This window comes from Nocardia ninae NBRC 108245 (genome assembly GCF_007990755.1).
In the GTDB taxonomy this organism is placed as follows: Bacteria; Actinomycetota; Actinomycetes; order Mycobacteriales; family Mycobacteriaceae; genus Nocardia; species Nocardia ninae.
Genome location: NZ_BJXA01000126.1, coordinates 1 through 15,902 on the forward strand (window position 1 = coordinate 1; position 15,902 = coordinate 15,902).

A 15,902-nucleotide genomic window follows, 5' to 3' on the forward strand; every position below is an offset into this window, starting at 1 on the left:
CGGAGCTGCTGGCCGAGGCCGCCGCCATCGACCCGGCGGCCCCCGCCGTCGTGTTCCAGGGCAGCACCACGTCCTACGCCGAGCTGGACGAACGCTCGAACCGGTTGGCCCGCTTGCTGATCGAGCGTGGTCTCGGTACCGAGGATCTGGTCGCGGTCGCGGTACCGCGCTCGGACGACTCGTACTTCGCCGAATGGGCGGTCGCCAAGTCCGGTGCGGCGTTCGTGCCGATCGACCCGACCTACCCGGCCGACCGCATCGCGCACATGGTCACCGATTCGGGCTCCCCGGTCGGCCTGACCGTCACCTCGGTGCGCGCCGACCTGCCGGACTCGGTCGAGTGGCTGGTGCTGGACGAGCTGGAGTTGTCCGGCTTCGACGCGGCCGCGATCACCGATGCCGATCGGGTGCGGCCGGTCAGCCCGGTGCACCCGGCCTATGTCATCTACACCTCCGGTTCCACCGGTGTGCCCAAGGGCGTCGTGGTCACCCACGCCGGTCTGGCCAACTTCCGGGACGAGCAGAACGCTCGTTACGACGTCGACTCATCCACGCGCGCACTGCATTTCGCGTCGCCGAGCTTCGACGCCTCGATCCTCGAGTTCCTGCTGGCGATCGGCCGCGGCGGCACCCTGGTGGTCTGCCCGACCGGTGTGTACGGCGGCGAGGAACTGGCCGAGCTGATCCGCGCCGAGCGCGTCACGCACGCGTTCATCACGCCGTCGGTGCTCGCCTCGCTCGATCCGGCCGCGCTGGCCGACATGCGGGTGATCGTGGCCGGTGGTGAGGCGGTCCCCGCCGATCTGGTCACCAAGTGGGGTGGCGCGCCGGACGGTTCGGGGCGGCGCTTCCACAACGGTTACGGCCCGACCGAGACCACCATCATGACCAACATCAGCGACGCGCTGACGCCGGGCGATCTGGTCACCATCGGTGGCCCGACCCGCGGCATGCAGTCGCTGATCCTGGACGCCCAGCTCCGGCCCGTTCCGGTGGGTGTCGCAGGTGAGCTCTATCTGTCGGGCATCCAGCTGGCCCGCGGCTACCACGCGCGTCCCGGCCTGACCGCCGACCGTTTCGTGGCGAATCCGGCGGTCCCCGGCGCGCGGATGTACCGCACCGGTGACGTGGTCCGCTGGACCCGCAGCGGCGAGGTCGAGTACGTCGGCCGGTCCGACTTCCAGGTGAAGGTGCGTGGTTTCCGCATCGAGCTCGGCGAGATCGACGCGGCACTGGCCGCGCACGAGAACGTCGACTTCGCGGTCACCGTCGGCCACAAGGGCTCGGCCGGTGCCACCTCGCTGGTGTCGTATGTCGTTGCGGCGCCGGGTCGTTCGATCGACGTCGCGGCGCTGACCGGCTTCGTCGAGGAGCGGCTGCCCGCGTACATGGTGCCGTCCTCGATCATGGTGATCGATCGGGTACCGCTCACCCCGGTCGGCAAGCTGGACCGAAAGGCGTTGCCGGAGCCGGTGTTCGCGACCGAGGTCGTGTTCCGGGCGCCGCGCACGCCGGTCGAGCAGGCCATCGCCGAGGTCTTCGCCGAGGTGCTCGGCGTGGAGCGGGTCGGTGTCGACGACTCGTTCTTCGCACTGGGCGGCGACAGCATCGTCTCCATCCAGCTGGTCTCGCGGGCCAAGGCGCGCGGCGTGGTCTTCAGCCCACGGCACGTCTTCGAGCAGCGCACCGTGGCCGGGCTGGCCGCGGTGGCCGAGACTGCGGACGCCGCGGCGGCTTCGGCCGTGGTGCTCGCCGAACTGCCCGGTGGTGGCGTCGGCCCGATGCCGCTGACCCCGGTGGTGCGGTTCATGGCGGAGCGGCGCGGCTCGTTCACCCGGTTCAACCAGACCCTCGCGCTGGAACTGCCGGTCGGCATCGACCGGGCAGGCATCGTCGCGACCGTCGGCGCGGTCATCGACCGGCACGACATGCTGCGGGCGAGCCTGCGGCAGGTCGAGGGGGAGTGGCTCCTCGAAACCGCCGCTCCCGGCACCGTCGACGTGGACGCACTCGTCGACCACGTCACCTTCGACGCGGCCGCCGACGATGCCGAGCTGATCGAGATCGCTGCCGCCGCACTGGATTCCTCGCTGGATCGGCTGGATCCCGCTGCGGGTGTTGTCATTCGGTTCGTCTGGCTGGAGCCCTCCAACGGTGAGCGCGCCGGACGGCTGATCGTCGTCGGCCACCACCTGGTGGTCGACGGTGTCTCCTGGCGGATCCTGGTGCCGGACTTCGTCGCGGCCTGGGGCCAGCGCACCGCGGGCCAGCAGCCCGAGCTGGTCGCACCGGCCACTTCGATGCGGGCCTGGGCGCACGCGCTCGAACGCGAGGCGCGCAGTACCGAGCGGGTCGCCGAACTCGACCACTGGCGTTCGGTGGTCGACGCGGCCGATCCGCTGCTGACCGAGCGGCCGATGGACCCGGCGCTCGACACCTCGGGTGTCATCGAAAAGCTGCAGGTCGAGGTGTCCGCCGAGGTCACCAAGGCCCTGCTGACCACGGTGCCCGCCCTCTTCCACGGCGGCGTGAACGACGGCCTGCTCACCGCGCTGGCCCTGGCGACCGCCAAGTGGCGGGCGCGCCGGGCCGGTACCCGCGGCGACGAGTCGCTGCTGATCCGTCTCGAGGGCCACGGCCGCGAAGAGGACATCGTGCCCGGCGCGGACCTCTCGCGCACCGTCGGCTGGTTCACCGCGATCTTCCCGGTCCGCTTCGAGCTGTCCGGCATCGACATCGATGCCGCGCTGGCCGGCGGACCCGCACTGGGCCAGGCCGTCAAGGCGATCAAGGAGCAGCTGCTCGCGGTGCCGGACAAGGGTGTCGGGTACGGCCTGCTGCGCTATCTGAACCCGGAGACCGCCGCCGAATTGCCCGTCGAGCTGCCCGGCCAGGTGAGCTTCAACTACCTCGGCCGCGTCGCCGAGGGCGATGTGCCCGAGTCGCTGCGCGGCTTCGGCTGGATCCCGGCCGCCGAGCTCGGCGCGCTGGGCGGGGCCTACGACGCGGACATGCCCGCGATGGCGCCGCTGGACATCAACGCGATCGTGGTCGGCGACAAGCTGACCGCGAACATCGGCTACCCGTCGACGCTGCTCGACGCCGCCGCCGTGCGCGAATTCGGCGAATTGTGGGCGACCGCGCTGGAAGCGGTTGCCCGGCACGCCAATTCGACCGGCGCGGGTGGGCACACGCCGTCGGACTTCGCGCTGGTGCGCAGCACGCAGGGCGACATCGACGGCTGGGAGCGGCGCTTCCCGAACCTGGCCGATATCTGGCCACTGTCCGCGCTGCAAGCCGGTCTGCTCTTCCACGCCAGGCTCGCCGCCACCTCGGTGGACGTGTACACCGCGCAGGCGGTGCTCACCCTCACCGGCCGGGTGGACGCGGCCCGGTTGCGTTCGGCGGCACAGGCTTTGGTCGACCGCTACGAGAACCTGCGCACCGCGTTCGTCACCGATCGGGACGGCAGCCCGGTGCAGGTGGTGCTGGACAGCGTCCGGGTCGCCTGGTCCGAGCACGACCGGATCGAGCAGGGCAACGGCGACGACCTCATCGCCGCCGACCGGACGCAGCGTTTCGATCTGACCGAGCCGCCGCTGATCCGCTTCACGCTGATCCAGGTGGCGCGCGACCGCTGGCAGTTCGTGGTGGCCAACCACCACATCCTGCTCGACGGCTGGTCCATGCCGCTGCTCATGCAGGACCTGCTGGTGCTGTACGCGGCACACGCGGACACCAGCGTGCTGCCCGCCGTGCGGTCCTACCGGCACTTCCTGGAATGGACCGCGCAGCAGGATCATTCGGCCTCGGTGGCCGCGTGGAACGACGCGCTGCGCGGCGTCACCGAGCCGACGCTGCTGGCCCGCCCGGATGCCGGGCGCGAGATCACCTCGCTGTCCGGCGAGTACTTCTTCGAGCTCGACCAGGCGGCCACCGCGCGGCTCACCGCGCTGGCCGGCTCGCTCGGCGTCACGCCGAACACCGTGCTGCAGACCGCGTGGGGCATCCTCATCGGCCGGATGACCGGCCGGGACGACGTGCTGTTCGGCACCACGGTGTCCGGGCGCCCCGCGGACCTGTCCGGCGTGGAGTCGATGGTCGGCCTGTTCATCAACACCGTGCCGGTGCGGGTGCGGTTCGACCCGGCGGAGTCCGCGCAGCAGCTGCTCGCCCGGACTCAGGGCGAGCAGGCGGATCTGCTCGATCACCACTACGTCGGTCTCGCGGACATCCAGTCCGCCGCGGGCATCGGTGGTCTGTTCGACACGCTGGTGGTGTTCGAGTCCTACCCGGTCGACGCCGCGGGACTCCAGGAACAGGCCTCGGACATCGACGGTATGGCGGTGGTCGGCCTCGACGCGGCCGATGCCACGCACTACCCGTTGACCCTTATCGCACAGCTGGATTCGCGACTGCGGATCCGCGCGGGTTACCTGCGTGACCTGTTCGACGAGCAGACCGTGCGGCGCATCGCCGACCGTCTGATCCGTGTGCTGACCGCGATCACCGCCGAACCGACTGTGCCGGTGGGCGATATCGAGCTGCTCGACACTGCGGAGCGCGAGCTCGTGGTGTCCGGCTGGAACGACACCGCGCACGAGGTGGATGCGGCCGCCACGCTCGTCTCCAAGTTCTACGAGCAGGCCGCACGCACGCCCGAGGCGACCGCGCTGAGCTTCGAGGGGACACATCTGTCCTACGACGAGTTCGCCGGCAAGGTCAACCAGCTGGCCCGCTGGCTGATCGCTCGCGGTGTCGGTGCGGAATCCTATGTGGCACTCGGCATGCGGCGCTCGATCGATCTCGTCGTCGGCATGTACGCGGTCACGGTTGCCGGTGGCGCGTACGTGCCGCTGGACCCGGATCACCCGGCTGAGCGCACGGAATACATTCTGGCCACGGCCGATCCGGTGTGCGTGCTGACCTCGGGCACCGATCTCGACATCGATACCGCGCAGGTGCGCATCGACCTGCTCGATCTGAGCGGGCTCTCCGAAGCGCCGATCACCGACGCGGATCGCCGGGCGCCGTTGCGGCCGACCAACACCGCGTACGTGATCTTCACGTCCGGCTCCACCGGCCGCCCCAAGGGCGTCGGTGTTTCGCACGCGGCGATCGTGAACCGCCTGGTGTGGATGCAGTCCGCCTACGGGCTGGACACCCCCGACGCGGTGTTGCAGAAGACGCCCGCCACCTTCGACGTGTCGGTGTGGGAGTTCTTCTGGCCCTTGCAGATCGGCGCGCGCCTGGTCGTCGCGAAGCCGGACGGGCACCGCGATCCGGCGTACCTGGCCGAGGTGATCAGCACCGAGCGGATCACCGTCACCCACTTCGTGCCGTCGATGCTTGCGGTGTTCGTCGCCGACGCCGCTGCGGCGCAGTGTGATTCGCTGCGGCTGGTGTTCGCCTCCGGTGAGGCGCTGCCGCCCAAGCCCGCGCATCGGCTGCGTGAGCTGACCGGTGCGGCGCTGCACAACCTGTACGGCCCGACCGAGGCCGCGGTCGACGTCACCTTCCACGAGGTGGTCGACACCGATACCGACACCGTCCCGATCGGCGCGCCGGTCTACAACACCCAGGTGTACGTGCTGGATTCGCGGCTTCGCCCGGTGCCGGTCGGTGTCGCAGGTGAGCTGTATCTCGCGGGCACCCAGCTGGCCCGCGGGTACGTCGCGCGGCCGGATCTGACCAGCGACCGGTTCGTGGCCAACCCCTACGGTGCCGCCGGTGAGCGCATGTACCGCACCGGTGACCTGGTCTCCTGGACCTCGTCCGGTGAGCTGGAGTACTTGGGCCGCACCGACTTCCAGGTGAAGCTGCGCGGTCTGCGGATCGAGCTCGGCGAGATCGAGACCGCGCTCACCGCGCTGGACGAGGTCGCCCAGTCTGTCGTGGTGGTCCGCGGCGACCAGCACACCGGCGACCAGCTCGTCGCCTACGTCATTCCCGCGCCGAACGTGCGGGTGGACACCGAGCTGCTGCGCGAGGACCTGGCGGAGCGGTTGCCCGCGTACATGGTGCCGTCGGTGGTGCTCGTGCTGGACGAGTTCCCGCTCAACGCCTCCGGCAAGCTGGACCGCAAGGCGCTGCCCGCGCCGGTGTTCGAGGCCGCGGTGTTCCGCGCCCCGACGACGCCGGTGGAGGAGATCGTCGCGGCCACCTTCGCCGAGGTGCTCGGCGTGGAACGGGTCGGCCTGGACGACGACTTCTTCGCGCTCGGCGGTAACTCGCTCAGTGCCACTCAGGTCGCCGCGCGGTTGTCCGCCGCGCTGGACACCGATCTCGGCGTCCGCGAACTGTTCGAGGCGTCCACCGTGGTCGCGCTCGCGGCCCGCGCGGAGACGCACGCCGGCGCCGGGGCCAGGGCGGCCCTGGTGCCGCAGCAGCGGCCCGCGCTGGTGCCGCTGTCGCTGGCCCAGCAGCGCATGTGGTTCTTGAACCGCTTCGACCCGGACTCGGCCGTGGACAACATCCCGGCTGCGGTGCGGCTGTCCGGTCTGCTGGACCGGCAGGCGCTGCAGATCGCCGTCGCCGACGTGCTGGCCCGCCACGAGTCGCTGCGCACCTTCTACCCGGAGGTGGACGGCACCGCGCATCAGCAGACTGTGCCCACCGGCAGGGTGATCCCCGACCTCGCGCCCTTCGAGGTCACCGAGGCCGAACTGCCGCAACGGCTTTCCGAGCTGGTGCTCACCGCCTTCGACGTCACCACCGAGGTGCCGTTCCGGGCCAGGCTGTTCGAGGTGAGCCCGACCGAGCACGTGCTGGCCCTGGTGGTGCACCACATCTCGGCCGACGGCTTCTCCATGGGCCCGCTGACCCGAGACGTGATGACCGCCTACGGCGCCCGCGTCGAAGGCGGCGAACCCGCGTGGCGGCCACTGGAAGTCCAGTACGCCGACTTCGCGCTGTGGCAGCGCGCCGTGCTCGGCGACGAAGACGATCCGGAATCGGTGATCGCCCAGCAGATCGCGTACTGGTCGAACTCGCTGGCCGGGCTGCCCGATCAGCTCGACCTGCCCACCGACCGGCCGCGCCCCGCGGTCGCCTCCGGCCGCGGCGCGACGCACACCTTCGAGATCGACGCCGAAACTCACGGCAGGCTCACCGAACTCGCCCGCACCAGGGGCGCGACGCTGTTCATGGTCGCGCACACCGCGCTGGCCGTGCTGCTCGCCCGGCTGTCCGGCGAGCGCGATATCGCCATCGGCACCCCGGTCGCGGGCCGTGGCGAGCGGGCGCTGGACGACCTGATCGGCATGTTCGTCAACACCCTGGTGCTGCGGACCCCGATCGATAGCGCCGCGACGTTCACCGATCTGCTGCGCACGGTGCGCGCCACCGATATCGCCGCGTTCGGGCACGCGGACCTGCCGTTCGAGCGGCTGGTCGAGATCCTGAATCCGGCGCGCTCGCAGGCGCGGCACCCGTTGTTCCAGGTGCTGCTCTCGTTCCAGAACCTGGGCCAGAACAGCCTCGAACTGCCGGGCCTGACGGTCAGCGGTGTCGAGCTGCCGATCGATACGGCGAAGTTCGACCTGCAGCTGACGCTGTCGGAGAAGAACGCCACCCAGCCGGTAAACGGCGCGGGTGCCGCGGCGGCGGGTATCAGTGCCGAATTCATCTACGCCACCGATCTTTTCGACCCGGAAACGATGGCGGAGCTCGGGCAGCGGTTCCACCGGCTGCTGAAAGCTCTTGCCGCCGAACCGGATCGGCCGATCGGCGATATCTCCCTGCTGGACGAGCAGGAGACCGAGCAGGCGCTGCGCGGCTGGAACGCCACCGAGCACGACCTCGGCGCACCGACCACCCTGGTCGCCGAGTTCGCCGCGCAGGCGCAGGCCACCCCGGATTCGGTCGCAGTGGTCGATCCCGCCACCGGCACCTCGCTGACGTACGCCGAATTCGGTGCCCGCGTGCACCGTCTGGCGCGCAAGCTGATCGAGGCCGGCGTCGGTCCGGAGACCCTGGTCGCCCTGGGTCTGCGGCGCTCGGTGGACCTGGTCGTCGCCGCGTACGCGGTGCAGGAGGCCGGTGGCGGCTACGTGCCGCTGGACCTCGACCAGCCCGCCGAACGGGTGAACTATGTGCTCGACTCGGCCGACCCGGTGTGCGTGCTGACCACCTCGCGCGACGCGTTCGACGCCGAGGGCCGCACCACCCTGTCGATCGATGCGCTCGATCTGTCCGGTTACTCGGACGAGCCGGTCACCGATGCCGAACGCCGCGTGCCGCTGCGGCCGGAACACCCGGCGTACGTGATCTTTACGTCCGGCTCGACCGGTCGCCCGAAGGGCGTCGCGGTGCCGCACGCCGCCGTGGTGAACCAGATCCGCTGGATCACCGGCGAATACGGCATCGGCGCCGACGACATCGTGCTGTTCAAGACGCCCGCCACCTTCGACGTGTCGGTGTGGGAGCTGTTCGGCCCGATGACCACCGGCGGTCGTATCGTGGTGGCCAGTGCGGACGGGCATCGTGATCCGCAGTACCTCGCGGACGTGATCGCCGCCGAGCGCGTCACCATGACCTCGTTCGTGCCGTCCATGCTGACCGTCTTCGCCGGGAACGTCGACGCGACCGGCGCCGGTGCGTCCCTCGCCTCGCTGCGGACACTGTTCGTCGCCGGTGAGGCCTTCACCGCCGAGGCGGTCGACGCCATCCGCCGAGCGAGCTCGGCTGACCTCTACAACCTTTACGGCCCAACGGAATTCACCGTGCACGCCACGCACGGCCCGGTCGCCGACGAGGTGACCGGCGCGGTGCCGATCGGCCTGCCGGTGTGGAACGCCCAGGCGTACGTGCTGGATTCGCGCCTGCAGCCGGTGCCGTCGGGTGTCGCGGGCGAGCTGTACCTCGCCGGTGCGCAGCTGGCGCGCGGTTACTTCGGCCGCACCGACCTGACCGCGGATCGCTTCGTGGCCAACCCGTTCGGTGTCGCGGGTGCCCGGATGTACCGCACCGGTGACCTCGTCACCCGCGACGACACGGGTGCCATCGAGTACATAGGCCGCACCGACTTCCAGGTGAAGCTGCGCGGCTTGCGGATCGAGCTCGGTGAGATCGAAACCGCGCTCGCCGCACACGATTCGGTGGCCCAGTCCGTCGCCATGGTGCGCTCGGACGCGCACACCGGCGATCAGCTGGTCGGCTATGTGGTCCCGGTCGGCGACACCACCGTCGACGTCGACGACCTCAGGACACACCTGTCCACCCGACTGCCGTCGTATATGGTGCCCGCCGCGATCGTGGTGCTCGACGCCATGCCGCTCAACCCGAACGGCAAGCTGGACCGGCGCGCACTGCCCGCACCGGCCTTCGAGGCGAGGGAATTCCGCGCACCGTCCACCCCGATCGAAGAGATCGTGGCCAACACCTTCGCCGAGGTGCTCGGGCTCACCAGCACCGACGGCGAACGCGCCGTCGGCCTCGACGACGACTTCTTCGATCTCGGCGGCAACTCGCTCATCGCCACCCAGGTGGTCGCCCGCCTGGGCGCCGCACTGGACACCCGCGTTCCGGTGCGGATGCTGTTCGAGGCGCCGACCGTCGCCGCGCTGGCCGCGCGGATGGAGGCCCACCAGGGCACCGGCCGCCGCCGCGAACTCGTGGCAGGCCGACGCCCGGCCCGCATCCCGTTGTCGCTCGCGCAGCAGCGGATGTGGTTCCTCAACCGCTTCGACAACCAGACTGCGGTCAACAACATCCCGCTGGCCGTCCGGCTCACCGGCTCGCTGGACACCGAAGCGCTGCGCCAAGCCGTCGCCGATGTGGTCGACCGGCACGAGGTGCTGCGCACCGTCTACCCGGAAACCGCCGACGGCCAAGGTGTCCAGGTCGTGCTGCCCGCCGGGCAGGAGACCATCGAGCTGACCCCGATCGAGGTGTCGGAGACCGAAATCCAGGAGCGGGTCAGCGAATTGGTGCTGACCGGCTTCGACGTCACCACCGAGGTGCCGGTGCGGGCCCAGCTGTTCCGCGTCGCAGGCTCGATGGACGGCTCCCAGCCCGACACCCACGTGCTGGTCTTCGTGGTGCACCACATCTCCGGCGACGGCTGGTCGGTGCGCCCGCTGGCCCGCGACGTGATGATCGCCTACGCGGCCCGCTCGCGCGGCGAGGCGCCCGCCTGGCCGCCGCTGCCGGTGCAGTACGCCGACTTCGCACTGTGGCAGCGGGAAACCCTCGGCTCCGAAGACGATCCGGCCTCGCTGATCGCCCAGCAGGTCGCCTACTGGTCCGACAGCCTGGCCGGGCTGCCCGACCAGCTGGATCTGCCCGCGGACCGCTCGCGGCCCGCCGTCGCGTCCAATCGCGGTGGCGTGTACGAGTTCTCGCTCGACGCGCAGCTGGTGCGGGAGCTGAACGCGCTCGCCAGGGCGCACGGCGCCAGCCTGTTCATGGTGGTGCACGCCGCGTTCGCCGCGCTGCTCGCCCGGTTGTCCGGCAGCGACGACATCGCCATCGGTACCGCGGTGGCCGGTCGTGGTGAAGCAGTGCTCGACGATGCCATCGGCATGTTCGTCAATACGCTCGTGCTGCGCAGCGCGGTCGACCCGGCGGACTCGTTCGCGGAGCTGGTCGCGCGCACCAAGGATCGTGACCTCGCCGCCTTCGGGCACGCGGACCTGCCGTTCGAGCGGCTGGTCGAGATCCTCAACCCGGCCCGCTCGCAGGCGCGGCACCCCCTGTTCCAGGTGATGCTGTCGTTCCAGAACACCGGGGAGGCCTCGTTCGAGCTGCCCGGCCTGGAGGTCGCGGGTGTGCCGCTGGACGTGGTGACCGCCAAGTTCGATCTGCACCTGAGCCTGTCCGACCGGTTCGATGGCGAAGGCGCTGCCGACGGCATGACCGCCGAATTCGCCTATGCCACCGACATGTTCGACGCGGGCACCATCGCGGGCGTCGCGGACCGGCTCGTCCGGTTGCTGACCGCCGTCGTCGCGGACCCGTCCGTGGCGATCGGCGATGTCGAGTTGCTGGACTCGGCCGAGCACGCCCAGGTGGTCGCGCGCTGGAACGACACCGCGCATGCGGTGGACGACACGGCGACGCTGGTGTCGATGTTCGAGGCGCAGGTCGCCCGGACCCCCGATGCCGCGGCGCTGACCTTCGAGGGGACGACTCTGTCCTACGCCGAGTTCGCGGCGCAGGTGAATCGTCTTGCCCGGCACCTGATCTCGCTCGGTGTCGGCCCGGATTCGATGGTCGCGCTCGGTATGCGCCGGTCCATCGAACTGGTCGTCGGCATGTACGCGGTGAGCGTCGCCGGTGGCGCGTATGTGCCGCTGGATCCGGATCATCCGGCCGAGCGCACCCACTACGTGCTCGATACCGCGCAGCCGGTGTGTGTCCTGACCACCGCGCGGGACGAGTTCGACGCCGGGCAGACCCCGGCCGTGCACATCGACAGCCTGGAGCTGTCGGACTACGCCGACGCACCGGTGACCGACGCGGATCGCCGTGCGCCGCTGCGCCCGTCGAACACCGCCTACGTCATCTTCACCTCCGGTTCCACCGGTCGTCCGAAGGGTGTGGCGGTCAGCCACGGGGCGATCGTCAACCGCCTGGTGTGGATGCAGGCCGAGTACCGCCTGGAAACCACCGATGTGGTGTTGCAGAAGACGCCGGCCACCTTCGACGTGTCGGTGTGGGAGTTCTTCTGGCCCTTGCAGGTCGGCGCCCGCCTGGTCGTCGCGAAGCCGGACGGCCATCGCGATCCCGGGTACCTGATCCAGGTGATCACCGCCGAAGAGGTCACCACCGCGCACTTCGTGCCGTCCATGCTGTCGGTGTTCGTCGCCGAGCAGCGGGCGGACGAATGCACCAGCCTGGTCAACGTTTTCGCCTCCGGTGAGGCGCTGCCCGCCGCCACCGCGCAGCGGATGCAGGAACTCACCGGTGCGCGCCTGCACAACCTGTACGGCCCGACCGAGGCCGCCGTCGACGTCACCTTCCACGAGGTGGACGAGGCCGACGCGGTGTCCGTGCCGATCGGCGCACCGGTGTTCAACACCCAGGTGTACGTGCTGGATTCGCGGCTGCACCCGGTGCCGGTCGGCGTCGCGGGTGAGCTGTACCTCGCCGGTGTGCAACTGGCCCGCGGTTACGTCGCGCGCCCGGAGCTCGCCGCGGATCGGTTCGTGGCCAACCCGTTCGGTGCCGATGGCGAGCGGATGTACCGCACCGGTGACCTCGTCACCTGGACCCCGCGCGGCGAGCTGGAGTACCTGGGCCGCACCGACTTCCAGGTGAAGCTGCGTGGTCTGCGGATCGAGCTCGGCGAGATCGAATCCGCGCTCACCGCACTGGATTCCATCGCGCAGGCCGTGGTGGTCGTGCGCTCGGACGATCGCCTCGGCGATCAGCTGGTCGGCTACGTCGTGCCGACGGCGGGTCATGTGGTCGACATCGACGGTGTGCGCACCGAGCTCGGCGGCGAGCTGCCCGCGTACATGGTGCCCTCGGCCTTCGTGGTGCTGGACGAGTTCCCGCTCAACGCCTCCGGCAAGCTGGACCGCAAGGCGCTGCCCGCGCCGGTGTTCGAGGCCAAGGTGTTCCGGGCACCGTCCACGCCGATCGAGGAGATCGTCGCGGGCACCTTCGGCGACGTGCTCGGCGTCGCCAGGGTCGGCCTGGACGACGACTTCTTCGAGCTCGGCGGTAACTCGCTGCTGGCCACCCAGGTGACCGCGCGGCTCGGCGCCGCGCTGGACACCCAGCTGGCGGTCCGCGACCTGTTCGAGGCGTCCACGGTGTTCGCGCTGGCCACCCGGGTCGAGCGCAACGCGGGCTCCGGCAGGCACCGGCCCAAGCTGGAGACCGGGGAGCGTCCGGACCGGATCCCGCTGTCGCCGGCGCAGCAGCGCTACTGGTTCCTCAACCAGTTCGACACGGCCACTTCGGCGGTCGACAACATCCCGCTCGCGGTGCGGTTGTCGGGCACCCTCGATGTCGCCGCGCTGGAGCAGGCGATCGGCGACGTGTTCGCCCGCCACGAGGTATTGCGCACCACCTACCCGCGCTCCGCGGAGGGGCCGCACCAGGTGATCCGCCCGGCGGCCGAGTCGGCTGCCGCGCTCACCCCGGTCGACGTCACCGAGGAGGAACTGCTCGGCGCGGTGATCGCGTTCGCGATGACCACCTTCGACGTCACCGTCGAGGTGCCACTGGCGGTGGCGCTGTTCCGCATCGCGCCGGACGAGCACGTGCTCGCGTTCACCGTGCACCACGTGGCGGCGGACGGTTCGTCGATGGGACCGCTGGCCCGCGACGTGATGGCCGCGTACGTGGCCCGCGCGCAAGGCGAAGTGCCGCAGTGGCTTCCGCTGCCGGTGCAGTACGCCGATTACGCGCTCTGGCAGCGCTCGGTGCTGGGTTCGGAGGACGATCCGGAATCCCTGGCCGCCCAGCAGGTCGGCTACTGGCAGACCGCACTGGCCGGGCTGCCCGACCAGCTGGAGCTGCCCGCCGATCGGCCGCGCCCGCCCGCGCAGTCGTTCCACGGCAAGGCGATTCGCTTCGAGATCTCCCCGGAGCGGCACGCCCGCCTGCACGAGCTGGCCCGCGCCAACAACGCGTCGCTGTTCATGGTGGTGCACGCCGCGCTGGCCGTGCTGCTCTCGCGCCTGTCCGGCACCGACGACATCGCGGTCGGCACCCCGATCGCGGGCCGTGGTGAACGCGAACTCGACGACCTGATCGGCATGTTCGTCAACACCCTGGTGTTCCGCACCCGGGTGCAGCCGGGCGACCGGTTCGCCGATCTGCTCGCCGACGTCAAGGAGCGCGACCTCGAGGCGTTCGCCAACGCGGACGTGCCGTTCGAGCGGCTCGTCGAGGTGCTCAACCCGGTGCGCTCCACCGCGCGCAATCCGCTGTTCCAGGTGGGTCTTTCGTTCCAGAACCTGGCCGAGACCACCTTCGAACTGCCCGGCCTCTCGGTGAGCGCGGTCAACTTCGACTCGCAACTGGCCAAGACCGACCTGCACGTCACGCTCTACGACCGGTACGCCGAGGACGGCACGCCCGCCGAGATCATCACCGAATTCGGTTACGCCATCGACCTGTTCGACGAGGACACGGTCCAGGGCTTCGCGGACCGCTTCGTGCGGGTGCTGGACGCGGTGGTCGCCGACGCCACCCTGCCGGTCGGCGAGATCGACCTGCTCGCAGCCGACGAGCACACCCGCATCGTGGGCACCTGGAACGACACCGCGCATGAGGTCGATCCGACCGCGACGCTGGTTTCGCTGCTGGATGCCTCGGTCGCGGCGGCACCGGATGCGGTCGCACTCGTCGCCGACGATCCGACGGGCCAGCAGGAAGTTACCTACGCGGAGCTGGATCGCCGGGTGAACCGCCTGGCCCGCTACCTGATCCAGCGTGGCATCGGCCCGGAGGACCGGGTGGCGCTGGCCATCCGCCGGTCCACCGACCTGGTCGTCGCCATGTACGCGGTCGCGAAATCCGGTGCGGCGTATGTGCCGATCGATCCGGACCAGCCCGCCGAGCGGACCGACTACATCCTCGGTACCGCGGCACCGGTCTGCGTGCTGACCACCGGTCGCGACGGATTCCGTACCGCCACCACCGAAGTCGTCCAGCTCGACGCGCTCGACCTGAGCACGTTCGCGGCCGGTCCGGTGACCGGCGACGAGCGCCGCGCCGCGCTGACCCCGGCGCACACCGCGTACGTGATCTTCACGTCCGGCTCGACCGGCCAGCCCAAGGGCGTCGCGGTTCCGCACGCGGCGATCGTCAACCAGTTGCAGTGGGAGATCGCGACCTTCGGCCTCGGCGCGGACGACGCGATACTGCTGAAGACCGCGGCGACGTTCGACCTGTCGGTGTGGGAATTCTGGACCGCCGCCGCGTCGGGGGGCCGCCTGGTCATCTCGGCGGCCGACGGTCACCGCGATCCGGCCTACCTCAACGAGCTGATGCGCGGCACCGGCGTCACCACCCTGCATGTGGTGCCGTCGATGCTCGACTCGCTGCTCACCGAGGCCGCGGGCCGCCTGACGCCGTCGCTGGGCCGGGTGCTCGCCATCGGTGAGGCGCTGCCCGCGGCGACCGCACAGCGGTTCCGCCGCGACAACGCCGCCGAGCTCTTCAACCTGTACGGGCCTACCGAGGCCGCGGTGTCGATCACCAGCCACCTGGTCACCGACGCCGACCAGGTCTCGGTGTCGATCGGCGCGCCGGAGTGGAACAGCCGCGTCTACGTGCTCGACACCAGGCTGCGTCCGGTCCCGGCCGGTGTCTCCGGCGAGTTGTACCTGGCCGGTGCGCAATTGGCGCGCGGCTACTTCGGCAAGCCCGAGCTGACCGCCGACCGGTTCGTCGCCGACCCGTTCGGCGCACCCGGCGAGCGCATGTACCGCACCGGCGACCTGGTGGCGTGGAACGCCTCCGGTGAGCTGGACTACCGCGGCCGCACCGACTTCCAGGTGAAGATCCGTGGCTTCCGCATCGAGCTCGGTGAGATCGAGGCCGCGCTGCTGCGCCAGCCCGCGATCACCGCGGCCGCAGTGCTCGCGCACACCGATCCGAACATCGGTGACCGGCTGGTCGCCTACGTCGTGCCGCGGGCGGGTCAGCTCGACAAGCGCGGGCTGCAGTCCGCGCTCGCCGCGGAGTTGCCGTCGTACATGGTGCCGTCGGTGCTCGTCGAGCTGCCCGCGCTGCCGTTGAACGCCAACGGCAAGCTGGACCGCAAGGCGTTGCCCGCACCCACCTTCGAGAAGGCGGTGTTCCGCGCGCCGGTGACGCCGATCGAGCAGATCGTGGCGAACACCTTCGCCGACGTGCTGCGCCTCTCGGATCGGGAAGGCGCGGAGTCCAAGCGGCTCGGCCTGGACGACGACTTCTTCGCCTGGGGCGGTAACTCGCTG

Annotated in this window: 1 protein-coding gene; it reads left to right on the forward strand. The window is 70.4% G+C overall.

Annotated features, from left to right (window positions below; genetic code table 11):
• On the forward strand, positions 1-15,902 hold a 15,902-nt coding region (locus NN4_RS42390; protein ID WP_147143520.1), incomplete at both ends, for a non-ribosomal peptide synthase/polyketide synthase.